The sequence below is a fragment of the Rhizobium sp. TAL182 genome, from assembly GCF_002117725.1.
Lineage (GTDB): Bacteria > Pseudomonadota > Alphaproteobacteria > Rhizobiales > Rhizobiaceae > Rhizobium > Rhizobium esperanzae.
Map to the genome: position 1 here is coordinate 3,513,720 of NZ_CP021024.1, position 24,045 is coordinate 3,537,764.

The 24,045-nt window shown below is 61.4% G+C and carries 29 protein-coding genes and 2 pseudogenes; 16 read left to right on the forward strand and 15 right to left on the reverse strand.

What is annotated here, in order from left to right:
- Positions 1-59 precede the first annotated feature (59 nt).
- From Tal182_RS17695 to ung, 3 genes are all read right to left on the reverse strand, one after another.
- A complete protein-coding gene (locus tag Tal182_RS17695) occupies positions 60-665 on the reverse strand; it encodes an alpha/beta hydrolase (RefSeq protein ID WP_085860259.1) in 606 nt (201 codons plus the stop codon).
- A gap of 9 nt (positions 666-674) precedes the next feature.
- Complete coding sequence (locus Tal182_RS17700) at positions 675-1,607, reverse strand: VOC family protein (protein ID WP_085860260.1); 933 nt, start codon at positions 1,605-1,607, stop codon at positions 675-677.
- 137 nt (positions 1,608-1,744) lie between these two features.
- Positions 1,745-2,446 (reverse strand): uracil-DNA glycosylase, encoded by a 702-nt coding sequence (ung, locus tag Tal182_RS17705; RefSeq protein WP_085860977.1) that lies wholly within the window; start codon positions 2,444-2,446, stop codon positions 1,745-1,747.
- 231 nt (positions 2,447-2,677) lie between these two features.
- On the opposite strand from ung, the gene Tal182_RS17710 reads away from it, so the two are divergent.
- The 3 genes from Tal182_RS17710 (at position 2,678) to Tal182_RS17720 (ending at position 6,005) form a co-directional block, all read left to right on the forward strand.
- The gene (locus Tal182_RS17710) at positions 2,678-4,102 is read left to right on the forward strand and encodes a phosphomannomutase (RefSeq protein WP_085860261.1); all 1,425 of its coding nucleotides are present in this window, start codon (positions 2,678-2,680) and stop codon (positions 4,100-4,102) included.
- A gap of 40 nt (positions 4,103-4,142) precedes the next feature.
- Positions 4,143-5,570, forward strand: a complete 1,428-nt coding sequence (locus Tal182_RS17715) for a mannose-1-phosphate guanylyltransferase/mannose-6-phosphate isomerase (protein WP_085860262.1) — start codon at positions 4,143-4,145, stop codon at positions 5,568-5,570.
- 129 nt (positions 5,571-5,699) lie between these two features.
- Positions 5,700-6,005 (forward strand): hypothetical protein, encoded by a 306-nt coding sequence (locus tag Tal182_RS17720; RefSeq protein ID WP_085860263.1) that lies wholly within the window; start codon positions 5,700-5,702, stop codon positions 6,003-6,005.
- Positions 6,006-6,030: 25 nt separating this feature from the next.
- Here Tal182_RS17720 and Tal182_RS17725 read toward each other — a convergent pair whose 3' ends face one another.
- Entirely contained in the window at positions 6,031-6,987 is a 957-nt protein-coding gene (locus Tal182_RS17725; protein ID WP_085860264.1) for an endonuclease/exonuclease/phosphatase family protein, read from the reverse strand.
- Between the two features lie 262 nt (positions 6,988-7,249).
- Between Tal182_RS17725 and Tal182_RS17730 the strand changes: the two genes are divergently transcribed.
- The gene (locus tag Tal182_RS17730; RefSeq protein WP_064811135.1) at positions 7,250-8,266 is read left to right on the forward strand and encodes an NAD-dependent epimerase/dehydratase family protein; all 1,017 of its coding nucleotides are present in this window, start codon (positions 7,250-7,252) and stop codon (positions 8,264-8,266) included.
- 11 nt (positions 8,267-8,277) lie between these two features.
- Here the strand turns inward: Tal182_RS17730 and Tal182_RS17735 are convergent, their stop codons facing one another.
- Both Tal182_RS17735 and Tal182_RS32325 read right to left on the reverse strand, forming a co-directional pair.
- Complete coding sequence (locus Tal182_RS17735; protein ID WP_064804439.1) at positions 8,278-8,592, reverse strand: hypothetical protein; 315 nt, start codon at positions 8,590-8,592, stop codon at positions 8,278-8,280.
- Positions 8,593-8,847: 255 nt separating this feature from the next.
- On the reverse strand, positions 8,848-9,000 hold the full coding sequence (locus Tal182_RS32325; protein ID WP_009988813.1) for a hypothetical protein: 153 nt from the start codon (positions 8,998-9,000) through the stop codon (positions 8,848-8,850).
- Positions 9,001-9,234: 234 nt separating this feature from the next.
- Between Tal182_RS32325 and Tal182_RS17740 the strand changes: the two genes are divergently transcribed.
- The 6 genes from Tal182_RS17740 (at position 9,235) to Tal182_RS17765 (ending at position 15,456) form a co-directional block, all read left to right on the forward strand.
- Positions 9,235-9,939 carry a CerR family C-terminal domain-containing protein gene (locus Tal182_RS17740; protein ID WP_085860265.1) on the forward strand — a complete coding sequence of 235 codons (705 nt, stop codon included), beginning with the start codon at positions 9,235-9,237 and terminating at the stop codon, positions 9,937-9,939.
- A complete protein-coding gene (hlyD, locus tag Tal182_RS17745; protein WP_085860266.1) occupies positions 9,936-10,949 on the forward strand; it encodes a secretion protein HlyD in 1,014 nt (337 codons plus the stop codon). The genes Tal182_RS17740 and hlyD overlap by 4 nt, the downstream gene beginning before the upstream one ends.
- On the forward strand, positions 10,946-12,691 hold the full coding sequence (locus Tal182_RS17750; RefSeq protein ID WP_085860267.1) for an ATP-binding cassette domain-containing protein: 1,746 nt from the start codon (positions 10,946-10,948) through the stop codon (positions 12,689-12,691). The genes hlyD and Tal182_RS17750 overlap by 4 nt, the downstream gene beginning before the upstream one ends.
- Positions 12,688-13,815, forward strand: a complete 1,128-nt coding sequence (locus tag Tal182_RS17755; RefSeq protein WP_085860268.1) for an ABC transporter permease — start codon at positions 12,688-12,690, stop codon at positions 13,813-13,815. The genes Tal182_RS17750 and Tal182_RS17755 overlap by 4 nt, the downstream gene beginning before the upstream one ends.
- A gap of 1 nt (position 13,816) precedes the next feature.
- Positions 13,817-14,929, forward strand: coding sequence for an ABC transporter permease (locus tag Tal182_RS17760; RefSeq protein WP_064804448.1), 1,113 nt, complete (start codon positions 13,817-13,819; stop codon positions 14,927-14,929).
- 131 nt (positions 14,930-15,060) lie between these two features.
- Positions 15,061-15,456: a DUF1236 domain-containing protein gene (locus Tal182_RS17765; protein WP_085860269.1), complete on the forward strand. Its 396-nt coding sequence runs from the start codon at positions 15,061-15,063 to the stop codon at positions 15,454-15,456.
- Positions 15,457-15,597: 141 nt separating this feature from the next.
- Here the strand turns inward: Tal182_RS17765 and Tal182_RS17770 are convergent, their stop codons facing one another.
- From Tal182_RS17770 to Tal182_RS17785, 4 genes are all read right to left on the reverse strand, one after another.
- Positions 15,598-16,641 (reverse strand): Gfo/Idh/MocA family oxidoreductase, encoded by a 1,044-nt coding sequence (locus Tal182_RS17770; protein ID WP_085860270.1) that lies wholly within the window; start codon positions 16,639-16,641, stop codon positions 15,598-15,600.
- A 9-nt stretch (positions 16,642-16,650) separates the two neighbouring features.
- Positions 16,651-17,436 carry a ThuA domain-containing protein gene (locus Tal182_RS17775; protein WP_064811139.1) on the reverse strand — a complete coding sequence of 262 codons (786 nt, stop codon included), beginning with the start codon at positions 17,434-17,436 and terminating at the stop codon, positions 16,651-16,653.
- Positions 17,437-17,627: 191 nt separating this feature from the next.
- Positions 17,628-17,969: an SMR family transporter gene (locus tag Tal182_RS17780; RefSeq protein WP_085860271.1), complete on the reverse strand. Its 342-nt coding sequence runs from the start codon at positions 17,967-17,969 to the stop codon at positions 17,628-17,630.
- A gap of 18 nt (positions 17,970-17,987) precedes the next feature.
- Positions 17,988-18,551 (reverse strand): TetR/AcrR family transcriptional regulator, encoded by a 564-nt coding sequence (locus Tal182_RS17785; RefSeq protein WP_085860272.1) that lies wholly within the window; start codon positions 18,549-18,551, stop codon positions 17,988-17,990.
- Between the two features lie 166 nt (positions 18,552-18,717).
- On the opposite strand from Tal182_RS17785, the gene Tal182_RS17790 reads away from it, so the two are divergent.
- The gene (locus Tal182_RS17790) at positions 18,718-19,113 is read left to right on the forward strand and encodes a group II truncated hemoglobin (protein WP_064811142.1); all 396 of its coding nucleotides are present in this window, start codon (positions 18,718-18,720) and stop codon (positions 19,111-19,113) included.
- Complete coding sequence (locus Tal182_RS17795) at positions 19,110-19,481, forward strand: DUF423 domain-containing protein (RefSeq protein WP_085860273.1); 372 nt, start codon at positions 19,110-19,112, stop codon at positions 19,479-19,481. The genes Tal182_RS17790 and Tal182_RS17795 overlap by 4 nt, the downstream gene beginning before the upstream one ends.
- Before the next feature lie 78 nt (positions 19,482-19,559).
- Here the strand turns inward: Tal182_RS17795 and Tal182_RS17800 are convergent, their stop codons facing one another.
- The 5 genes from Tal182_RS17800 to Tal182_RS17820 all read right to left on the reverse strand — a co-directional run bounded on the left by Tal182_RS17800 (position 19,560) and on the right by Tal182_RS17820 (position 22,473).
- Positions 19,560-19,874, reverse strand: coding sequence for an antibiotic biosynthesis monooxygenase (locus Tal182_RS17800; protein WP_085860274.1), 315 nt, complete (start codon positions 19,872-19,874; stop codon positions 19,560-19,562).
- A 9-nt stretch (positions 19,875-19,883) separates the two neighbouring features.
- The gene (locus Tal182_RS17805) at positions 19,884-20,156 is read right to left on the reverse strand and encodes a hypothetical protein (protein ID WP_064804459.1); all 273 of its coding nucleotides are present in this window, start codon (positions 20,154-20,156) and stop codon (positions 19,884-19,886) included.
- Positions 20,153-20,560 carry a DUF2325 domain-containing protein gene (locus Tal182_RS17810; protein ID WP_085860275.1) on the reverse strand — a complete coding sequence of 136 codons (408 nt, stop codon included), beginning with the start codon at positions 20,558-20,560 and terminating at the stop codon, positions 20,153-20,155. Before Tal182_RS17810 ends, Tal182_RS17805 begins: the two co-directional genes overlap by 4 nt.
- 107 nt (positions 20,561-20,667) lie before the next feature.
- On the reverse strand, positions 20,668-21,993 hold the full coding sequence (locus tag Tal182_RS17815) for an energy transducer TonB (RefSeq protein WP_085860276.1): 1,326 nt from the start codon (positions 21,991-21,993) through the stop codon (positions 20,668-20,670).
- A 57-nt stretch (positions 21,994-22,050) separates the two neighbouring features.
- On the reverse strand, positions 22,051-22,473 hold the full coding sequence (locus Tal182_RS17820) for a hypothetical protein (RefSeq protein ID WP_085860277.1): 423 nt from the start codon (positions 22,471-22,473) through the stop codon (positions 22,051-22,053).
- Positions 22,474-22,650: 177 nt separating this feature from the next.
- Here Tal182_RS17820 and Tal182_RS17825 point away from each other — a divergent pair.
- The 4 genes and pseudogenes from Tal182_RS17825 (at position 22,651) to Tal182_RS17840 (ending at position 23,924) form a co-directional block, all read left to right on the forward strand.
- A pseudogene (locus Tal182_RS17825) lies at positions 22,651-22,832 on the forward strand (hemin uptake protein HemP).
- 8 nt (positions 22,833-22,840) lie between these two features.
- Positions 22,841-22,963, forward strand: a pseudogene (locus Tal182_RS31785) (hemin-degrading factor); the annotation flags it as partial.
- 208 nt (positions 22,964-23,171) lie between these two features.
- Positions 23,172-23,516, forward strand: coding sequence for a DUF883 family protein (locus Tal182_RS17835; protein ID WP_085860279.1), 345 nt, complete (start codon positions 23,172-23,174; stop codon positions 23,514-23,516).
- A gap of 9 nt (positions 23,517-23,525) precedes the next feature.
- Positions 23,526-23,924, forward strand: coding sequence for a hypothetical protein (locus tag Tal182_RS17840; RefSeq protein WP_064811149.1), 399 nt, complete (start codon positions 23,526-23,528; stop codon positions 23,922-23,924).
- Positions 23,925-24,045 lie beyond the last annotated feature (121 nt).

Consider the following 24,045-nt stretch of genomic DNA (forward strand, 5'->3'; position numbering starts at 1 on the left):
GATGCGGGGCCGGCATTCGCCGGTCCCGCTCAATGTCTTGGCCACTGTGCTGGCACAGATCAATAGCCGCCGAGGAAGTCGCCAACCGCATTGATCTCCGATGGCGCGATCTCGTGCCCACCGGCATGCCAGACCGTCCTGACCTCCGCGCCCCGGCCCTCCAGGTGCGCAGACAGTGCCTGGGTCATCGCGACCGGAGCGATGGGATCCCGCTGCCCGGCTGTCACCAGCACCTTTCTTCCCGCGAGCGTCGACCGGGCCTCGGGCTGAAACGGAATGAGCGGATGCATCAAAACCGCCGCGTCGAATATGCCCTTTTCGATCAGCACATTGGCCAGAATATTTGCGCCGTTCGAAAAACCCAGGCCGAGAATCTGGGAAGCGCCGTATTCATCGGCAAACGCCTTGACGTAGGCCGCCATCTTCTCCGTCGCACGTGAGAGGTCGGACATGTCGTAGACCCCTTCCCCGGTGCGGCGGAAAAACCGCGCCGCGCCATATTCGGAAACATCGCCGCGCGGCGAAAGAATCGTTGCTTCGGGCAACAGCCGTCGGCCGAAATCGAAGAATTGGTTTTCGTCGCCGCCGGTGCCATGCAGCACGAGCAGAATAGGTTTGTCAGGTGCACCGGCATGCAGCCGGTGCACATATCCGGTTTCGGTCATATCGCCCTCCTACGCTTCGAGCGGCTGCAGATGCTGCTCGAGCAAGGCGCGAAGATGAGCGTGCTGCTGCGGCAGCTTCAGCGCTTCGCCGAGATGAGCCGTGTCCTCGTCACGGTCGAAGCCGGGCTCGTTGGTCGCGACCTCGAACAAAACACCGCCCGGCGTGCGGAAATAGATCGCCCAGAAATAATCCCGGTCGATCACCGGCGTGACCTGATAGCCCGTATCCATCAGCGCCTTGCGCACTTCGAGCTGCTTTTCGCGATTTTCGACGGCAAAGGCGACATGGTGGACGGAGCCGGCGCCGGGAAGCGCGCGGGCAATGTTCGGCATGGTTTCAAGGTCGATAAGGTGCGCGCCGTTGCCGCCGGGCCTGATCAGCCGTTTGACCCCGTCCCTTTCCTCGGCGACTTCGTAGCCCATGAACTTCAGCAGTTCGGCGGTGGCGCCTTCATCCCTCAGCCGCAAGGCAACGGAGTGAAAGCCGCGAATAGCGTGATCCTCGCCGATCCCGCCATGCGTCCACGGCTCGCGGTCATCGTCCTTGACCTCGACGAGCGCGAAGCCGTCGCCATCCGGCCCGGAGAAGTTCAGACGCTTTTCGCCGAAGCTTTCCTCAGCCTTCAGGCCGCCGAGACCAAGCGTGGCGAAGCGGTCGCTCCAGAAGCCGAGCGAGTCTTGCGGGACAGAAAATACCGTCGTGCCGACCTCCCCGGTTCCGGGCCGGCCCTGCGCCATCTTCGGGAACGGGAAATAGGTCATGATCGTGCCGGGCGCACCGGTCTCATCACCGTAGTAGAGGTGGTAGACATCAGGCGCGTCGAAATTGACAGTCTTCTTGACGCGACGCAGGCCGAGCGCATGGGTGAAAAACTGGTTGTTGGTGCGGGCGTCCTCCGCCATCGACGTGACGTGGTGCAGACCCTTGATCTGATCGAGCATGTGAGACCCCTTTCTTGCCCGCCGTTCGCGGGGGCTTTTGATGGATCATAAATGCGCCTCACCCGGCCTCCGGAACAGACCCCGAGATCAAAACGCATTGTCTATTATTAGTGAACGAAGAACGGGGCGCGTTCACTTCAGGCGCCGTGAGGATCTGCCGGCAATTGCCAGTCGACCGGCGCCCGCCCGCGGGACTGGAGGAAGGCATTCGCCTTGGAAAAATGTTTGCAGCCAAAGAAGCCGTTATGGGCCGAAAGCGGCGAGGGATGCGGCGCCTTGAGCACCAGATGCCGCGCCGTATCGACAAAGGCGGCCTTGCGCTGGGCATAGGAGCCCCAGAGCATGAAGACGACGGATTCGCATTCATCATTGACTTTGCCGATAATGGCATCGGTGAAGCGCTCCCACCCCTTGCCCTGATGGGCCGCCGCTTGGCCCTCCTCGACTGTCAGCACGCTGTTCAGCAGGAGCACGCCCTGCCTTGCCCAATGTTCGAGAAAGCCATGGCGCGCTGGGGTTATGCCGAGATCCGTCTCCATCTCCTTGTAGATATTGACGAGCGAGGGCGGTATGCGCACGCCGGGTCGGACGCTGAAGCATAGTCCATGAGCCTGCCCAAGTCCGTGATAGGGATCCTGTCCGAGGATGACGGCCTTGACGTTGGCAATCGGCGTCAGATCAAGAGCGCGGAAATATTCGCTGCCCTTCGGGAAGATCCGCTTGCCCACTTGTTTCTGCGCAGTGAGGAAGGATTTAAGTTGTTGCATATAGGGGCTTGAAAACTCCCCTGCCAACGCGGCCTTCCAGCTCTCATCGAGACTGACGGATGTATCGCTCATCAGGAACCCTTCGGCATAGGACGAAACAACGGACATACGGTTCTAACAAAATAGGCTGATGTCGCAATGCCTGCGCTCTCGCGGCGGCTTCAGCCCATCGAAAGTCGGCAGCGGGCTGCAGAGCTTCTTCGAGACGTCATCGTCGGTGTTTACTATTATGCCCGCTTCGGTATTTACGCCGACTGGCGGGGTGAGTAGAACCTATTGTGACAATCGGGGGCATGTCTTCACATGAAATTCGGCACGAGCGGCCTTCGCGGACTTTCAGTAGATCTCAAGGGACGCGCTTCCGCCCTTTACGCTGCCGCGTTCGGCAAATATCTGCTGCGGACCGGCAGGGCGCAGGCGGGCGACGTTATTCTGATCGGCCGCGACTTTCGCGATTCAAGCCCTGAGATCTCGGCGAATTGCGCAGGCGCGCTGACAGCGCTCGGCTTCCGGATCTTCGATTGCGGCAATGTGCCGACACCGGCCCTTGCCCTTTATGGCCTCGAACGCAAGGCTGCGTGCCTGATGGTTACGGGCTCGCACATCCCGGCGGACCGCAACGGCATCAAATTTTATCGCCCGGACGGCGAAATCGACAAATCGGACGAGGCAGCCATTACTGCCGAGGCAGCCGAAATCGAGCGGAGCGGCCAAGCGCCGGTCGTGGGACCGGCCAAGATGGAAGAGCATGAAGCGATCTGCCGCCAGCTCTTTTTCGAACGCAATGCCATGCTGCTTCCAAAAGGCGCGCTGTCGGGCTTGAAGATCGGCATCTATCAGCACAGCACCGTCGCGCGCGACCTGATGGTCGACGTTCTCACCCATTACGGCGCCGAGATCATCGCTCTCGGACGGTCGGAGAGTTTCATTCCCGTCGACACCGAAGCCGTGTCCGACGAGACGATCACGCTGATGAAACGCTGGGTGTCCGAGCACCAGCTCGATGCGATCGTTTCGACCGATGGCGACGGCGACCGCCCCCTTGTCGCGGATGAAACCGGTGCGCCGCTGCGCGGCGACCTCCTCGGCCTTATAGCAGCCAATTTCTTGGGAGCTCTCACAGTGGTGACGCCCGTCACCTCCAATTCCGGCATCGATGCCGCAGGCTCCTTCGCCGTCAAGCGCACCCGTGTCGGCTCTCCCTTCGTCATAACAGGCATGGAAGAGGCCGTGGCCGCTGGCAATGACCGCGTCATGGGCTTCGAAGCCAATGGCGGCTTGCTGACCGCCAGCCCTTTCGATGTCAACGGGCAGAACGTCCGCGCCCTGCCGACGCGCGATTGTTTTATTCCCATGCTCGCAGTCCTGTCGCTTGCGGCCGCTCGCAGGCAGCCGCTCTCTGCCATTGCGACCTCCTATAAGCTGCCCTTCGCCGCTGCCGATCGTCTGGAGAATTTCCCGGTGGAGACGAGCGCCGCGCTGATGCAATACTTGCGCGCCTCGGATGAAAATCTCCGTTCTTTCCTGCAGCCGATCGGCGCAGTAGCGGCAAAATCCGATATTGACGGGCTTCGGGTGACGCTGACGGACGGCCGGATCATCCATTTCCGCCCATCCGGCAATGCGCCGGAAATGCGCTGCTACGTGGAAGCCGGCAGCGAGCCTGCAGCTCTCGACCTGCTGCACGCCGGCCTCAACAGAATAAGAGGCTGGGCAGCAGCCCGCTGACATGCAACCATTAAGGTCGTCTATCTCAAGGAACCCGCCTATGACGCAGAAAATCGTTCCCGTGATCATGGCCGGCGGCAAAGGCACGCGGCTCTGGCCGCTTTCCCGTGCGACCGCGCCGAAACAATTCATCCAGTTCGTCGGCAATAAGACGCTGTTTCAGGAAACGCTCGAACGCGTTTCCGATGCCGAGCTCTATGAAGCTCCGATCGTCGTCACCAATGAGGAGTTCCGCTTTCTGGTCGCCGAGCAGGCGCGCGAGCTTGCCATCCCGCTCGCCGCCGTCTTGCTCGAACCGGTCGCCCGCAACACCGCCGCCGCGGTCGCTGCCGCCGCGACGCTTGCCGCTGACCTCTTTGGTAAGGGCACTATCATCCAGATGCTCGCCTCAGACCATGAAATCCTCGCCGACAAGAGCTATTTCGACTGTATCCGCATCGCTCGCGAGGCGGCGGCCGACGGCAGGCTCGTCACCTTCGGCATCAACCCGACCGAGCCGGCGACGGGTTATGGCTATATCGAGATCGGCGATGCACTTGATAATGGCGCTCACAAGGTGAGCCGCTTCGTCGAGAAGCCGATATTGGACGAAGCCCAGCGGATGCTCGCCGACGGCGGCTTCTACTGGAACTCGGGCATCTTCATGTTCCCGGTGACGGAACTTCTTGCCGAGTTGCAGGAATATGCGCCCGAGGTGCTGAAGGCTGCAAGCAAGGCTGTTTCCAAGGCAAGCCGCGATCTCGACTTCACCCGCCTCGATGCCGACCATTTCGCCAAGAGCCCGGATATATCGATCGATTATGCGGTCATGGAAAAGACCTCGAAGGCCGCGGTCGTCCCCTCGCCATTTCGGTGGTCGGACATGGGAAGCTGGGATGCCGTTTGGAAATCGGGCAAACGCGACGATAACGGCAATGTCGCCGCTGCCAACACGACCGTCGTCAACACCCGCAACTCGCTGGTCATGACGCATGGCGTGCACCTTGCCGTCCAAGGCATGGAGGATGTCGCCGTCATCGCCAGCGAAGATGCCGTCTATGTCGGACCGCTCAAGGACAGCCAGAATGTCGGGCAGTTGGTCAAGATGCTGGCCTCCTCCTCGGCGACGGCAAAATTCGCCGAAACGCATCCGACATCGTACCGACCGTGGGGCGGCTATACCTCTATCTTCAACGGCGACCGCTTTCAGGTGAAGCGCATCTTCGTCACGCCGGGCAAGAAGCTTTCGCTGCAAAAACACCACCATCGCTCTGAGCACTGGGTCGTCGTAAAGGGAACGGCCGAGGTGACGATCGGTGACAATGTGCAGATGCTGCGCGAGAACGAAAGCGTCTACATCCCACTCGGGGAAGTCCATCGTCTCGCCAACCCCGGCAAGATCGTCCTCGAACTCATCGAAGTTCAGACGGGCTCCTATCTCGGCGAGGACGATATCATCCGCATCGTCGACGAATTCGGAAGAACGTAAGCCAAGCGCCGGCCGGCGGGCCAGATTTGCCCGCCGGCGCTTCCGGCGTGCCCACCATCCCTGTTGAATTCCCTTGCGGGATTCTCGTAGAATGAATGAGCCGACAGACCTGACGGGAGATGTCCTCTGATGCGTACCCTGCCCGCCCTCGCCGGATTTCTTTCAATCCTGCTGCCGGCAATTTCCTTTGCCCAAACGGCGAACATGCGCGCCGCAAGCGAGGCGGAAATCCGTCAGCATCTGCCCGGCACGTCGGAGCTGAAAGAAAGCAGCAACGGCTATGAATATCGCGAGGGCAGCAAGAATGGCTACAAGATCAACAATGGCGAGGTCTGTGTCCGGTTTCCCGACAAGTCGACCGACTGCGTCAACGTGAAGACTGACGGCAAGAATTTTCAGATGATCGACCGTAAGGGCGGCCGAACCAGATTCTGATTTCGGCCCGGCTTATCTTGCCTGTTTACCGTGCCGGCGCCGTCTCGCCGCTCTTATCGACGACGAATTCGGCGATCAGGCCTGAATGGTTGGAGCCGAGATTGTCGTCGAGGGATTTCAACGACGTCAGATGAAGCGGCGCGCGCGCGAATATGTGATCGATGGCGATACCGAACCGACCGGCGGCGATCGGCCATGTCGCCGGTTCGGGCGCCATGGTCTTCAGTTTCTGCTTGCGCAGGAGAGCCTGAATGCTGGGGGCGATCGACGACGAATTGAAATCGCCGGACAGCACCAGAGGACCTGAGATCGCATCAAGCGCTTTGCTGAGATCTTCCAACTCTTCTATCTGGTAATCGTCGAAATAGGGTTTGGTCAGATGGGCCGATACGAGATTGACGGTTTGCCCGCCGAAATCGACGCTCGCTGCGACCAGCCTGTCTTTCCGCAAGCTGCCGATGCTCGCGACCTGGCGGATCACGAACGGGCGTTTGGACAGCACCAGCGTATCGCAGCTGTCTTTGCCGTTGTCGCAGCCGATATGATACGGATAGACCTTGAACAATCGCTGCAGATGGAACGTCAGCGGCTTGGCTTCGAGCAGATTGACGACATCAGCATTCGAGGCGATCACCATATCCGCGATGGCGGTCGAATTTTTCCAGTTATCGATCGCAACGTTGAACGACATCAGCCGGAAAAGCGGCACCGTTCCCGTTCCCCTGTCGTCCTCCGCAAATTCACGTAGCATGATAGCGCCGTGCGCCGTTAGGAGCAGCGAGACAAGCAGAAGGGCAAAGCCGTAAGCATGTCTTCTGACAGCCAAGATGACGAGGCTGACGGCGGCGAATGTGAGGCCGAGATGGATCTGAAAACTGTAGATGAAGGAGAGCAGCCAGAAATTCGTGAGATAGCGCAGCGACACGACCGCAATGGCCAGGGTCAGAAACGCAGAGAGAATCCAATAAACTATGTTTCTCATCAATCCCTGGTTCCGCCTGAACAGGATGTCGCCCGAAAACCGCTCAACCTTTTTCGGCATCATGCTCAAGACGACCCGCCGCCCATAACATGCAAGCTGTTATGGTGCAATGCAGCATAATGTCCGGAGACGACGACAGCGGCCTCACATCAAGTGCTATCTTTCAAACGCCTATCGACTCGGCCTCTTTTTATCCTGTAAGTGGGTGCCATTTTACGGAATCGGCTTTTGCCGTCGGCAGGGAGCCGAGAAAAAGGTGGGAATGCGCTACTTCATTACAGGCACTGCCGGCTTTATCGGTTTTCATCTGGCCAGGCGCCTGCTGCAGGAAGGGCATGAGGTGACGGGCTTCGACGGCCTCACGCCTTATTACAATGTCAAGCTCAAAGAGATGCGTCATGCGGCACTCTCCCAGTTTCCGGCCTTCCGACCTGTCATCTCAATGCTTGAGGACCGGCCGGCACTGGAGGCGGCAGTCTCCGCGGCCGCGCCTGACATCCTGATCCATCTCGCCGCGCAAGCCGGAGTCCGCTACAGCCTGGAAAATCCCGAAGCCTATATACATTCGAACGTCGAAGGCTCCTGGAATATCATGGAAATCGCCCGGCGGGTTGAAGTTCGCCATCTGATGCTGGCCTCGACATCCTCGATCTATGGCGCCAACGCGACTGTCCCTTTCCGCGAGACCGATCGCGCCGACGAACCGCTGACTATCTATGCCGCGACGAAGAAATCGATGGAGCTGATGGCGCACAGCTATGCCCATCTGCATAAGATTCCGACGACCGCCTTCCGTTTCTTCACCGTTTATGGCCCATGGGGCCGGCCCGATATGGCGCTGTTCAAATTCGCCAAGAACATGCTCGAAGGCCAGCCGATCGAGATCTACGGCGAAGGCAATATGAGCCGCGACTTCACCTATATCGATGACCTCGTCGAAGCGATCGTCAGGTTGTCGGCAATTGCCCCGAGCGAGGAAAATCGGCTCGGTGACCCTGGGATCGAAACGCTTTCGCGCCAGGCGCCCTTCCGCGTCGTCAATATCGGCGGCGGTCAGCCCGTCAGCCTGATGGATTTCGTCGAGACGGTGGAAAAAGCGCTCGGCCGTCCTGCCATCCGCAAGATGCTGGCGATGCAGAAGGGCGACGTGCCGCGCACCTTCGCTGCCCCCGATCTGCTCGTGGCACTGACGGGATACAAGCCCGACACGACATTGGAGGTCGGCGTCAAGGCCTTCGTCGACTGGTATATCGACGTGCATCGCGAACTGAATGCCTGAAGCGCGTTGCTTTAACGGAGAAGCGTGACTGCTTCCACAGCACCGACCGCCGTCGAGAATACATAGCCGATGGCAACGCTCAGGCTCTGCGAATAGGCCTTGAGCTGAGAACCCCTACCCTCGACGGCAGCCGGGCCGCGCAGAACGAGAGGAACGCTCGGCCGCACGAAACCGGCGCGCGTCGTCAAAGGAATTTCAGGCGAATGGCCGATGGCGGAAGTGTAGATCAGGTCGCGCGCGAGGCTCGCAGGCCCGATGGCGAAGGCCGGACCGGCGGCCGCGGCAATGCCCAAAGTCAGGGTGATGGCGGCAAGAGTTTTCTGCATCTCGAAGTCCCCGTTTTCGGATCGCGGGCTTTTGTTTCGCCCGGCTCCAAGCGATCGACGCGTCTGTCCACGCTTCGGCCGCCTTCATGAGAACACTCTACACGTCAGTATTTGCAGGGCTTTTAAGCAGATCGATCAAATTTTAGGAAATTTGATTTTCTGTTTGGAAGGCCTCCAGATAGGCACGAAAATGCCTTGGCCGGCGGCTGGACGGCGGCATCCGCAAATCGTCCATGATGGGACACTGATCGCAGTCTAGAGAATGCGATCCAGCTTCTTGTTGATATGCAGGTTCGGCATCAATCCCGCACTTTGGGCGGCATGATAGGATTCTCGCGCCGCATCGAACGAGATCGACCACATAATGGCGCTCAACAAGAGCGCGATAATATAGATCTGAATACGCATGGATCTGCCGATACGGAAAGAGCAAGGCAGTTTTGTGTCAAAAAATGAGCGTATAACGCGAAACAATATGCTTTCAGAGCCGCTGAGAATGGCACCTGGCATCTTAGAGCGCGTGCGTGGAATTCATCCTGATCCAGGGTAGGGCAAAGTCGCAGCTTGCGTCCTCGACCGGAAGGGTCGCCGCGGAAATAATCAATCGATTGACTTATTTCATTAGCGGCGCTATAAAATATCATGATCCGAGAACGCGACAATCCAAATCAGCCGGCTTCAGCCCGTGCCGAGATCACGCGCCAGAAGATGCTGAGCGCCGCGCTCGACGTGTTCGGGCGCTACGGTTTCGATGGCGCCTCGACACGCCAGCTGACCGAAGCCGCCGGCGTCAACCTGCAGGCGATCCCCTATTATTTCGGCAGCAAGGAAGGCCTCTACATCGCCACCGCCGAATATCTGATGATGAGGATCGATGCGCATGTCAGCGGCATGAGGGCGCGCATCGGCGCGCATCTGATGGCGCTCGACGCAGCCGGCGAGCCGCTCGGTGAAGCCGACGCCCGCCTCTTCCTGACCGAAGTTCTCCAGACCATGGTGACGCTCTTCGTCGCCAAGGAATCGGAACCCTGGGCCCGCTTCCTCATCCGCGAGCAGATGGAGCCGACAGAGGCTTTCAAGCGGGTCTATCGGGGCATCATGAGGCCGATGATCGAAATGGGTCGGCGCCTGGTCGGCGCCATTCTTGGCGAAGATCCGGCGTCCGAACATGTGCGCCTGCGCACTTTCAACCTCGTCGGCAGCATCCTCATCTTCCGCTTCGCCCATGCTGCCGTACTCGCCCAGATGGAATGGGGCGCCTTCGGCCCGGAACAGGTGGAAATCTTGCGGGGCCTTGCTGCCGAACTGGTCGATGTCATCGGCCCGCCGAAAGGAGGCGCAGCATGAAACGCATCCTTCCTATCGCGATCCTTCTCCTCCTTGCGGCAGGTGCCGCCGCCTGGTGGTACGGCCTGCCCGAGCGGTTCGGCTGGCTGTCCGAGGCGCGGCGCGAATTCGTCCTTTACGGTAATGTCGACATCCGTCAGGTCTCGCTCGGCTTCCGCGTCAGCGGCCGCCTCTCCGAACTGCGCGTCGACGAGGGCGATGTCGTCAAGAGCGGCACGGTCCTGGCGAAGCTCGACGCTGCGCCCTATGAATTTGCCGTCCGCTCCGGCGAGGCCAATGCCGCGGCCCTTCGCGCGACGCTCGACAAGCTGAAGGCTGGCCCGCGGCCGACCGAGATCGCCCAGGCGCGAGCTGCCTACGACGAAAGCCTGGCGGATCTGCAGAATGCCAACCTCGCTTACGACCGCGCCCGCCAGCTTCGCCCGCAGGGCACGATTTCCGAAGCGAACCTCGACCAGGCGACCGCCGCAAAGGCAATGGCCGCCGCCCGCTCGCAATCGGCCAGCGAGGCACTGAAGCTGCTGCAGGAAGGCTCGCGCGTCGAGGATATCGCCGCCGCCGACGCCCAGCTGAAGGCCGCTGAGGCCACACTCGCCTCGGCCCGAACCTCGCTCGCAGACACCGAACTGCGTGCTCCGAACGACGGCGTCATCCTCTCGCGGGTGCGGGAGAACGGCGCGATCGTCTCGCCGTCCGATACCGTCTTCGTGCTCTCCCTGACAGAGCCGGTCTGGGTGCGCAGCTATGTCGCCGAGCCCGATCTCGGCCGCATCCACCCCGGCATGAAAGTATCCGTCGCCTCCGATACTGCGCCCGACAAGCCCTATGAAGGCACCATCGGCTTCATCTCGCCGGTCGCCGAATTCACGCCGAAGTCGGTGGAAACGCCTGAACTGAGGACGGATCTCGTCTATCGCCTGAGGATCGTCATCGACAGACCCGGCCCGGACCTGCGGCAGGGCATGCCGGTCACCGTGCGGCTGTCCGCGCCGCCGGCAGGCGGACAATGACTGCCCCCGAATCCAGTCGGGACGCCAGGCCGCTCGTTCGGATCGACGGCGTCACCAAACGCTTCGGCGGTGCGCCTGCAGCCCTTAACGCCGTCTCCGGCGTCATCGGCGGCGGCGCGATCACCGGCCTCGTTGGCCCCGACGGCGCCGGCAAGACGACGCTGATCCGGCTGATGACCGGCCTGATGCTGCCCGACACCGGAACGATGGAAGTTTTGGGCTTCGACACCAGAAAGAACGCCGCCGGCATTCAGACCGCGATCGGCTACATGCCGCAGCGCTTCGGTCTTTATGAGGATCTCTCGGTGCAGGAAAACCTCGACCTCTATGCCGATTTGCGCGGCCTGCCGAGGAGCGAACGCACCGGCGCCTTCGACGAGCTGCTGACCTTCACCGACCTCAAGCGCTTCACCGGCAGGCTCGCCGGAAAGCTCTCCGGCGGCATGAAACAGAAGCTCGGCCTTGCCTGCGCGCTTCTAAAAAAGCCGCGTCTGCTGCTGCTCGACGAACCGGGCGTCGGCGTCGATCCGATCTCGCGCCGCGACCTCTGGAAGATGGTCGAGAACCTGACCAGGGAAGGCATCGGCGTGGTCTGGTCGACCGCCTATCTCGACGAGGCCGAAGCCTGCGACCACGTGCTGCTCTTGAATCAGGGAAAACTGCTCTTCTCGGGAAAACCAGATGAAATGACCGAGCGCGTCAGCGACCGCGTCTTCCGGGTCTCCAATGTGACTGGCCGCCGTCGGCAGGTTCTCGCCGAACTCCTGCAGGCCGATGGGGTCATCGACGGCGTGATTCAGGGCGAGGCGATCCGCCTCGTCGCGGCCAGTGGCAAGACGCCCGATATCGGCAAGGCCGGCGACGGCGCATCGCTTTCCCCTGCCCCACCGCGTTTCGAGGACGCCTTCGTCGATATGCTCGGCGGCGGCCCCGGCGGCCGCTCCCGGCTCGCCGAAGCGCAAGAGCCGCTGAAAGCCGAGGGCGACCGCCCGGTGATCGAGGCCAGGGGCCTGACCAAGCGCTTCGGCGATTTCACCGCCGCCGACGACATCAGCTTCGATATCCGCCGCGGCGAGATCTTCGGCCTGCTTGGGCCAAACGGCGCCGGCAAGTCCACCACCTTCAAGATGCTCTGCGGCCTGTTGAAACCGACCGGCGGCGAAGGCCGCGTCGCCGGTTTCGATCTTCGCCGCGACGCTGCCGAAGCACGCAATCAGCTCGGCTATATGGCGCAGAAATTCTCGCTCTACGGCGATCTTACAGTCATGCAGAACCTGGAATTCTTCGCCGGCGTCTATGGCCTTCGCGGGCAGCGAAGGCGCGAGCGCATAGAGCTGATGGCCGATATATTCGATTTCGGCCGCCACGCCCACGAACCCGCCAAGGATCTGCCGCTCGGGCTCAAGCAACGCCTGGCGCTTGCCTGCGCCGTCATGCACGAACCGCGCGCCCTCTTCCTCGATGAACCGACCTCCGGCGTCGATCCGATCACTCGCCGCGAGTTCTGGACGCATATCAACGGCTTGGTCGAAAAGGGTGTCACCGTGCTCGTCACCACCCATTTCATGGACGAGGCGGAATATTGCGACCGCATTTCGCTGATCTACCGCGGCCGTTCGATCGCGCTCGGTTCTCCCGATGAGTTGAAGGCACGTGTCGCGACAAAGGATGCGCCGGACCCGACGATGGAGGACGCCTTCATCGCGCTGGTGCAGCAATCGGAAGCGGAGGATGCAGCATGAGGATTTCCTCCGGCCGGCTCCGGCGTCTTGCAGCTCTGGTGCGCAAGGAAAGCTTCCAGGCGATCCGCGACCCGAGCAGCATCCTCATCGCCTTCGTGTTGCCGCTGATTCTGCTCTTCCTCTTCGGCTACGGCGTCTCGCTGGATACAACGCGCACCCGCATCGGCCTCGTGACCGAGGAGATGACGCCGCTGACCCAGGACCTCGCGGCCAGCTTCCGCGCCTCGCGCTATTTCGACGTGGTGATCGGCCGTGACCGCCGCCTGTTCGAGGAAGATCTCGTGATCGGAAAGGTGCGTGGCATCGTCGTCATTCCGGCCGATTTCACCACCCGCAACACCGCCGGCAACCGCCCGGAGGTCCAGGTGATTGTCGACGGCTCCGATCCGAACACGGCGAATTTTGTACAAAACTACGCGCAAGGCGCCATTGCCAACTGGGAACAGCAGAGACAGGCGGACGTCGCCTCCCATAGCCCCGCCATCGCGGTCGAGCAGCGCTTCTGGTTCAATCCGGAGCTGACCAGTCGCAACTTCCTCGTGCCGGGCTCGATCGCCATCGTCATGACGCTGGTCGGCACATTGCTGACCTCGCTCGTCGTCGCTCGCGAATGGGAGCGCGGGACGATGGAAGCAATGATGGCGACGCCGGTGACGGCCGTCGAGCTGCTTGCCGGCAAGATCCTGCCCTATTTTCTACTCGGCCTCACCTCGATGACGCTCTGTGTACTGCTTGCGGTCTTTCTCTTCGGCGTGCCGTTCCGCGGCTCCGTCGCCGGCCTTTATGCCCTGTCGGCCGCCTTCCTGATCCCGGCGCTCGGGCAAGGCCTGTTGATCTCGACGGCAACCAAGAACCAGTTTCTCGCCTCGCAGCTGGCGCTGATCTCCGCCTTCCTGCCGGCCTTCCTGCTCTCGGGCTTCCTGTTCGAGATCAACTCCATGCCCAAGATCATCCAGTGGATCACCCTGATCGTGCCGGCCCGCTACCTGATCCCTAGCCTGCAGACGGTGTTTCTCGCCGGCGACATCTGGCCAATGTTCGGTCGAGCAATCTCGGTCATGCTGACGATCGGCGGCGTCATGTTCGTGCTCGCCGCACGCAGCACCAGAAAGAGGATCGGCTGAGATGGGATGGACCAGGCTCTACGCCCTCATCGTCAAGGAATTGCTCGCCGTGCTGCGCGACCCCAAGGGCCGCGCCATCCTGATCGGCCCGCCGATCGTCCAGCTCCTCGTCTTTTCCTATGCGGCGACGCTCGAAGTGCGCAATGTCGACGTCATGATCCTCAACCGCGACAGCGGCCATTGGGGCCAGGAGCTGATCGAGCGCATCGATGGCTCGCCGACCTTCCGCAATATCGAGATCGCCGCCGAACAGGCGCAGGTCCAGGTGGCGATCGACAATCAGACGGTCATCGCCGCGGTCGAAATCGGCCCGGATTTCTCCCGCAATATCGAAGCAGGGACGCCGACCGACCTGCAGGTGGTGCTCGACGGCCGCCGCTCCAACGCCTCGCAGATCGTTGCGGGCTACCTCTTGCAGATCGGCGCGGCGCTTGCTGCCGATACGCCGGCCGGCAAACGCGCCGGCGCCAGTATCGTCTCATCCGTGCCGCGCAACTGGTTCAACCCGAATCTCACCTATCAATGGTTCATGGTGCCGAACCTGATCGCCAGCATCGCGCTCCTCATCGGCCTGATCGTCACGGCGCTGTCGATCGCCCGCGAGCGCGAGCTCGGCACCTTCGATCAGCTGATGGTCTCGCCGTTGCGCCTGCACGAGATCCTGATCGGCAAGCTCATCCCGCCGATGATGATCGGCCTCTTTCACATCACCGTCTATATTCTCGCCGCCGTCTTCCTCTTCGAGGTGCCGCTGCGTGGCTCGCTCTTCCTGCTTTACGGCAGTGCGATCTTCTATCTCGGCTCGGTCGCCGGCCTCGGTCTTTTCATTTCGGCGCTGTCGATGACGCAGCAGCAGGCGATCCTCGGCGCTTTCCTGTTCATGGTCCCGGCCATGCTGCTTTCGGGCTTCGCGACCCCGATCGAAAACATGCCGGGCTGGCTGCAGCCGATAACCTACGTCAATCCGCTGCGCTATTTCCTGGTGATCGTCAAAGGCGTTTTCCTCAAGGATATCCCGTTGAGCGAGGTGGTGAACCAGACCATCCCGCTGGCGCTGATCGCCACGGTGACGCTCAGCGCCGCCGCTTGGCTCTTCCGCCGGCGCCTGGAATAATCCCGGTCCCACAAATGCTGCGACCGTCTCACAGAATGTAAACCGGCCTTCCAAAGCGTGACTCTTTGCTGCTGGAACCTCGATTTGGCATCGTCGTTACCCAAACGCAACCCCAGCAAAGGAGAAGCAAAATGTACAAGATTCTACTTGTCTCCAGCGCCCTTGCGCTGTCGTCGCTTGCCACCAACGCTCTGGCTGACGGAGCCGTGACCGGCGCTGCCGGCGGCGCCATCACCGGCGCGATCGTCGGTGGCCCCGTAGGCGCTGCCGTGGGCGGCATAGCCGGCGGTGTTGCCGGCGCCGTGGTTGATCCGCCGCCGCGTGAGGTCGTCACCTACGTTCAGCAGCAGCCGGCCCCGACCGCCCGCGTGGTCGTCGAGCAGCCGATCGTCGTCGGCAAGCCGCTTCCGGCTGATGTCGTCGTGACGCCAGTGCCTGACAACCCGAAATATGCCTATACGGTCGTCAACGACCGTCGTGTGATCGTTGAACCCCGCACGCATCGCGTCGTGCAGGTCATCGAGTAATCAAGCGGTTGAGACCGCCTGCTGCGGCTCGACTACCTCGGGCCCCGCTTCGGTGGGGCCCTTTTTCTACGTTTGCACCAACGGCGCGCCATAGCACGGCAAACCGCCGTCTGACCGGCGGCTTCCATATCCCAACATGTATCAGACCTTGAGCTCTCGCCGCTCGCGCTCGGTCGTCATGGCAAGGTCGAGCACCTTCTGCAGGTTGGCGGCGTGGCGGAAGTTCGGGTCGGGCTGGGTACCGCTTGCTACGGCCTCGGCGAACCGCTGGTAGTTGGTCGGCACCGGCGTCACCTCGATCTCCCTCCAGGTGGCGGTCTCGGCATCCTCGCCGAGGCACCCGCGCAATTCGGAACCGCCGGGGCGATGAATGACCTCGAGGCTGCCCTTCTCGCCATAGATGCGCAGCTTCAGCTCGTTCAGGTGGCCCGTCGCCCAGCGGCTGGCATGGATGACGCCGAGCGCGCCGTTGGCGAAATCGACCGACATGGTGAAACTGTCATTGGCGTCGAGCATATATTCGCCGATCTGACCGCCGGGCGCCTTATTGAAGGTCTTCAGCCGCGCAAAGACATGGTCGATGTCGGTCGCGGCGCCATAGGCGGCGAAATCGAGGATGTGGATGCCGACATCGCCGAGCACCCCGTTCGAGCCGTGGCCGGTGGAAAGCCGCCACAGCCAGGTCGATTCGGTACGCCAGTCGCCCCAGGCGCGCGAGACGAGCCAGCTCTGGAGATAGGAGGCCTCCACATGCTTGATCGTACCGAGTTCGCCGGCGAGCACCATCTCGCGGGCGCGCTGCAGCGGCGCGACGTTGCGATAGGTGAGGTTCACCATGTTGATGACACCGGCCTTTTCGGCCGCTTCCGTCATCTCCAGCGCCTTCGGATAGTTTTCCGCCAACGGCTTCTCGCAGAGCACATGTTTGCCGACCGCAATCAGCGCCATGGTGGTCGGGTGATGGATGCGATCGGGTGTGATGTTCGTCGCCGCATCGAACTCGCCCCAGGCGATCGCCTCATCCAATGAATGAAACCGCTTTTCGATATTGAACTTGTCGGCAAAGGCGGAAAGCCGGTCGGGATCGGTGTCGACGGCCCCAACCACCGTCACCCCGTCGATTTTGCTGAAGTGGGTGAGCTGGTTTTTCGCCATCACGCCCGTGCCAAGAACGAGTAGTCGCATGAATGCTCCTCAGCGGTAACCGGCTTCGCCGGCTTGGTGCAGTTTCGGGCCGCGCTCGACGATCGGCTCCAGTGCCTTCTCTACCGGCACATTTGGAGCGTCGGTAATGGCAGTCAACGCGCCCTCGGGGTTGTAGGCCCACTTGACGCCGTTGATCAGCACCTTCTGCACCGTAGCGTCGTGATAGGTCGGATAGGTCTCATGGCCCGGGCGGAAATAGAAGATGTTGCCGGCGCCGCGGCGCCAGGTCAGGCCCGAGCGGAACACCTCCCCGCCCTGGAACCAGGAGATGAACACCGTTTCCAGCGGCTCCGGCACCGAGAACTGCTCGCCATACATTTCCTCGTTCTCAAGCTCGAAATGCTCGCCGATGCCGGCGGCGATCGGATGGCGCGGGTTGATCGTCCACAGCCGCTCGCGTTCGCCCGCCTCGCGCCATTTCAGCGCGCAGGGCGTGCCCATCAGCCGCTTGAAAATCTTCGAGAAATGGCCGGAATGTAAGACGAGAAGGCCCATGCCCTCCCAGACGCGCTTGGCGACGCGCTCGACGACGACGTCTGACACCGCGCCGTGATCCTTGTGGCCCCACCAGGTCAGCACATCGGTTTCGGCAAGCCGGGCCTCGCTCAGCCCATGTTCCGGCTCCTGCAGCGTCGCCGTCGTCGCCGAAATGCCGGGATCGGTATTCAGCGCATTGGCGATCGTCGTATGCATGCCTTCGGGGTAGATGCCCCGGACGACCGCATTGGTATTCTCGTGGATGTTCTCTCCCCACACGACGGTGCGTATGGCCATGCTGTGCTCCTCTGGAAGCTGGAAGGATCGTCAGGCGGAAAGGCAGAATTCAAAGCGCTTTGGAAAGGGCGCCGGGTGCGCCTCGATCTCCACAACGTCCGAGCAACACATAGCCCTTTGTCAGGAGTTTGACAAAGGGGAAATTTTCTCTCGTGAGACTCCGGAGGAACCTCCGAGATACAACAATGAAATCAATGAGAAACGGATTTCGAGAACAGATTGACGACGATGACGCCCGATATGATCAGTCCGAGGCCGACGATGGCCGGAAGGTCGAGGCGCTGCTTGAAAAAGATCAGGCCGACCGAAGAAATCAGCACAATTCCCAAAGCGCTCCAAATCGCATAGGCGACACCGACGGGAATGCTCTTCAGCGTCAAGGATAGGCAATAGAAGGCCGCCGCATAACAGGCGACGACAAGCGCCGTCGGCCCGATGCGGGTAAACTGCTGCGACAATTGCAGCGCCGTAGTGCCGATGACTTCGAGCACGATGGCTGCAAAGAGCAGCCCGTAGATGGCGGCCTGGCTCATGACGAATTCCTTTTTGGATTACTTTCCCGTGAGCTCGACAAGACGGCTGATGAGATTCAGCCTCAGAGCACTGCTGATGTCGTGGCTCTCCAACGTGTCGGCGAACCACAGCCCGTCGGCGGCGAACCGCACGATCTGTGCATCGAGCGAGGAGTCGGTGCCTATATATTCTTCAGCCCGCGCCTGCACCCATTGGCGCCAACGAAGGCGCAGCCTGGGTTCGGCGAGAAGTGCGATCGTCACCTGCGTCCAGCTCCTGGAATCGTCCGGGCGATCCTTGAGACCGGACACCGCCCTGAGATAGGCCCGGGTGAAGCGCCCCTGCGGCACGGGATCGCCCCGCATCAGTTCCTCGATATCCGCATCGAACCTTTCGAGCAGGCTCTCGAAAAGCGCGTCGAGCAACGCATTCTTCGTCGGAAAATGGTGCAGCAGCCCGCCCTTGCTGACACTGGAGGCGGCGGAGACCGCATCGAGTGTCACGGCCGCCATGCCTTCGCTGGCGGCAAGACGCGCTGCGACCTCCAGCAATTCCTGGCGCACGAGAGCTGGTTGTTTCTTGCGATGATGAGCGCTTGACATGTAAAACAAAGATACCGTCCAGACGGTTTTGTCAAGTTAATTCGGTGCAAAGCCCTGCCCCACGGGCATTATGCGCGAAATGCCGCGGCACCTTGATGACAGTTGCGATCGTTTTCCATCAGGTGCATGAAGGGTCGGGGAATGGAATGATATCGGGGATGGTTTCGTGACGGAGAAGGTCACCACTCTATACGAAGCGATCGGCGGCGATCCCGCCGTGCGGGCGCTGACCAACCGCTTCTATGCGCTGATGGATACGCTGCCGGAGGCAAGCAACGTGCGTGCCGTGCACCCGCCGAGCCTCGAAGGCAGCGAACAGAAATTCTACGAATATATGACCGGCTATCTCGGCGGCCCGCCGCTTTATACCGACAAGCGCGGCCACCCGCGCCTGCGCAGCCGCCATTTCGTCGCCGAGATCGGGCCTGTCGAACGCGACGAATGGCTGCTCTGCTTCCGCCGCGCGCTCGACGAGACGATCGAGAGCCAGACGCTGCGCGATCTCATCTGGGCGCCGGTCGAACGCCTCGCCCATCACATGCAAAACAAGGAAGAGTCATGAGCCTGAACGCGCGCCTGGAGCCGGTGCTCTATCTCTTTGCCGGCCTGTTTGGCGTCGCCGGCGTGGCGCTCGCCGCCCTTGCCGCCCATGGCGGCGGCGAAGCCAACCTTGCAGCATCCGCCTCCGCCATGTGCCTTGCCCACGCCCCCGCCCTGCTGGCCTTGGCTCTCGGCACCGCCAAGCTCAAAACCGCCTGGCTGGCCGGTTTTCTGATGATCGTGGGAACGCTGCTCTTTGCCGGCGATCTCGTCACGCTGCGCTTTTCCGGTTCCGGCCTCTTCCCCTATGCCGCGCCGACCGGCGGCTGGGCGATGATGCTCGGCTGGCTGGCTGTGGCGGCGGGTCCTCTGTTTCGGGTCAGAGCTTAGAGTCACCCCTTCTCCCCAGCGGCCCCCAAAGGGGAGAAGAGGGAGGAGGCGGCACCGGCATTCCGTAAGGGCCAAGCCTTAAATCCCGTCGACCACATTAAAACCCTCAAAAACCGGCGGCCCCTTGTACATCGCCTTGCGGTCTCCGGCATTGCGGTGTGCCGCGCGAAAGTTCTCCGACTTCGTCCAGTTCTGAAAATCCGCTTCGCTCTGCCAGACCGTATGCGAGGAATAGAGCGTATAGCCCTCCTCTTCATTGACCCTGCCGCGCAGCAGGCGGAATTCGACGAAACCGGGCACTTCGGCCAGGTTGGAATCGCGATTGCGCCAGACCGTCTCGAAATCGCCCTCGCTCCCGGTTACGACCTTGAAGCGGTTCGTTGCGATATACATGGAATCTCCTCAGGCTTTCCGTTTGCCCGCCCTTACCGCAGGCGAGGGAAAGGCGAGAATATTATTGCCGTTTGCCGCCGCCGCGCCAAGCGGTCTTGTCGCCGCTTCCCCAGGCATGCGCGCCTCCCAGGTCGGGAACAGCGTCACATTCTGATAGATCTGCTGGCGCGCGGTGTGCTGCTGCAACAGTTCGTAGAGTTCGGGCACGAGGCCATCACCGCTCTGTGCGGCGAGCTTGTGCAGGCCGATCATGGTGAAGCCGTCAGGGTGCTGGTCGTTCATCGGGAATTGTCTCGTTCGTTCATCGTCTGCAGCGCACGTTCAAGGCTGGACTTGCTGCCGTTTCGAAGCGGGATGAAGGCCTTGCTGAACTTCTTGCAGCCGGTCTTCACGCGCAGGCAGGCATCGTGGCTGATACAGTCGATGGGGCAGAACACGCAGTCGACAGAGGGAAGCAACGTGTCGATGCGGGAAACCGCCTCGCGCAGGCCGCCATCGTGATGAATGAGCTCGGCGCCGAAATTGCTCGCGATCTGGCGCAGATGCGCCACCTGGCAGTCACGCCCGCCGACATAGAGGAAACTGCGGCCACCCAGTTTGGATCGTCCGTTGGATGCCTGGCCGACCTCCTCGCCCGCACTGTCGCGGACTTCCCGGTTCGATCCCTTCTTGCCCTTGCGAGCCATATGCCACCCGTTCGCTCGTTGATCGTCACACGATTCCTGCGTGTGCCGGTGGACCTTATTAAACATGAGTTTTAGAGTAAAGTATAAAGTGGATGAGTTTTATCATATTATCGTGGAGTGACCTCGACGGGGAAGGTATAGGTACGCGAGGATGCCGCGATCGTGTCTGGCATCGCCGGCAGGTTGCACGAGGCTACCCTGGCAAGAGCCGCGCTATCAACCTCGGGGAGCCTCGAGCCACGGACAACGCTCGATGCGGTGATCTCGCCGATGCGATTGACAGTGATGCGAACGGTCAAGGTGGCCGGAGCGGTACGATACCGAGACTCCATCCGGTCTACGCAACGGAACAACCGCGCGACAAGCTTGCCTCTGTAATTGGCTTCCGACGCACCGCCCGCTCCATTCCGTCCACCGGATGTGCGCGAATTATCGTTCGAATTGGCGTCTGCCTGTCCGTCTGCAGCACCCCGGCGCGACTCCTGCTTGGCATCGCCCTCCGAACCCTGTGCTTTCTTCGGTGGCTGCTTTCTTTCCACCGTCTTCTTTTCTACAGGCTTTTCCAGCTTCGGCTTCGGCTGCGGACTGACCACCTCAGTCGGCGGCTCCGGTTCGGGAGAAACGGGAGGTACCTCGACAGGTTTGACCTCTTCGGGTTCGGACTGCATTGCGGCTGCCGTTGGGGGTTCGCTAGACATTACCGGCTGCTCCGGCACCACCGTCGACATCGGCTGCACGACGGAAGTTTCGGCAGGGGTTTCGGATACCAGGACTTCAGGTTCCGAAGCCGCAATTATCTCCGCTGATTGACGTGTAACCTCCTGCACAGGCTGGACGGTTTCGATCGGCTCTGCGTCAGCGGGCTGCAGGGTTTCGGGCTGAACGACGTCCGGCTGAACCTCGGCTGTCTCGACTGGCTTAACTGTATCGGGTTCAACAGCCTCTGGGACCACTTCTTCCTGAATGGTCACCTCAGTGTCGCCGGCTGCGCTCTGATCGGCGTCGGAACCGCCGAGCATGACCACGCTGATCGCCTCGCCCGCCTCCATTAGCGTTTCATCTGAGGGCGCAGGCATCACAATAAGCAGCGTGGCGGCCAACGCAGCATGGAAAAAGGCTGAGCCGACGCAACTCAGCGCCACCCGCCGTCGCACCGGTGTCTTCTCGTCGTCCTGTTTTTCCACCGCGGCATCCATCGGCGGCGGCGGAATGATAGCTGCCGGCATGCTTTCCGGATGGTCGGGAAAGGAGGAGATCTGCGCGAAACGCGTATAATGGATCACCGTTTCGCCGGCCGGCTGCCGCTGCGCGTTGTGCAGTTCCGGAAGCTCGTGGCCGGGGTGCATGCCGGGCATATTGTCGTTCAGGCTGTCGCCGGCGTCGGCCTCCCCGATGAGCACCTGTCTCGATCTGGACTTCGCTGAAATCGCCATTGTCTACGCCTCGGACAGCCTGAAACATGTCCGCCGGGGTCCATCCCCGGCGATATCTTAGCCCTCGAAAGGAACAGAAATCTGCGAGCGGGTGACGAGACCCTTCATGCATTCGCCGGCCGCCGGCCCGTCGCAGACCGGCGTGTCGTTGATCAGGATGCGGGCCACGCTCTCGCATTTGACATTCGGCATGTCGAACTGGCGCACGCGCTTCTTGCCCTGGGGCAGATCGCGGAAGTCGAGAACGGTAATGCGGTCGACGGCATTTTTATCATTGAAGAAGGCGAGTTCGAAGGAGACCTTGTTGATGGCGGCGGGCAGCAGGTTGAGCGCAACGAAGGTCATCATGCAGCCCTTTTGCGATGGCGCCAGAGCGTTGAGTTCGACATTCAGCTTGGCGCCTGCCGCATCCTGCGCTTGGGCTACGTTTGAAACCGCCATCATCACGCCAGCCGCTACAGCCGCAAACCTCACCGTCATCATCTTCTCCGCTATTGTCGCGAACCGCCTCGAGGCGGCCTCAAATCAGCAATCTCAAAAACTTGACTGTATTAGTCTCCTATTGTGTCTTTAGAAAACTATGAGTAGTAAAGTCAACATAATTGTCATCACAACCGGGAACCCTGATCCCCGGCCCCACGGAATTGCCAAACCGAAATGATGGTTGAAAAGCCAGATAACTTTAAGCACGCGCCGCTGCAGAGCGAGCCTGCGGCCCAGCACGGATCGTCGAAAGCGCGGATCTTTTCCGCGGCACGAACGAGATCATGATCAGACACGGCGGCTTGCACTATCGCCTGAAGATCACCCGTCAGTGCAAGCTCATTCTCAATAAGTAGGGTAAGATATGACCAAGCAGACAACACTGGCGTCAGCCGAAATCCGCGCGTTTCGCGCCGAGAATCCGAAGATGCGCGAGCGCAACCTCGCCGCCCAGCTGAAGATCTCAGAGGCAGCCCTCGTCGCCGCTGCCAAATCCCGGCCGACGGCACGGCTTTCGTGCTCGCCCACAGCGCCCTCTCCCGTGCCTGAGCCTGCGCAGGCGGAACTTTTGCCCCTTCAACACGTTGTCGGCAATGATCTGGGTCAATGCCGGGCGACATCATTCATGCAACGGACGGTGGTGACCCTCGTGCGAAACAGGCGGGCTTGCGCGCGCCCAGCCAACGGAGACAGCCATGAGCTATTCTATCTTCCAGTCCGGCCGCAGCCGCCGCAACGGCACCTTCCACCATCTTGAATCCGGCATCGAAGAACAGATCGAGGCATTGCGCGACGAGCTCGCCGAACTCACGCGCCTCGTCGGCAAGAACTCACGCCATCAGAGCGAGAAGCTTCGCAGCCAGGCAAGCGCTGGCTTTGAGGAACTGCTCGACCGCAGCGAGGATCTGCTGCGCGAGTTGCAGCACGGTTATGAGCGCGGCGCGACTGAAATGCGCGAGACGGTGCGCAATCATCCGCTGGCAACCATCGGCGCCGCTGCCGCTTTGGGCTTGGCCATCGCCTTCCTCGCTCGTCGCTGAGGAAGCGCGATGCTCTCGATCCTCAGCCTGCTGACGGGCGCAAGCGTGCATCGGACCGTTGCGCGCGTCAAACGCAACAGCATCTTCATCGCGCTTGCCGCGCTCTTCCTCCTCACAGCCTATGCGCTGGCGGTGGCCGCCGGCGCCATTTGGCTCGCCGGCATCTACGGTCCGCTTGCCGCCGTCCTCTTCCTGGCCGTCGGCGCGCTGCTGATCGCAATCATCGTCCTGGTGGTGATGTCGATCATCAACGCCCGCGAGGCACGCCGCGCCCGCGATCGCCGTGCGGCGCTGGAATCTCTGGCGACGGTCGGCATCGGCCTCGTCCGCGCCCAACCGCTGCTCACCGCCGGCGTCCTGGCCGCCATCGTCGCGGCCAACCTTATGGGTTCGAAGCGGGAGGATTGAGGGAGAACGACAAAGCGTGGGCGGCCGGTTACTGATAGCGGCACCATGCTAAACCGCCCTCATTCCTGTGCTTGTCACAGGAATAGGGTGGAGAGGCGGCGCCTCAAGCAACCTTTACGCG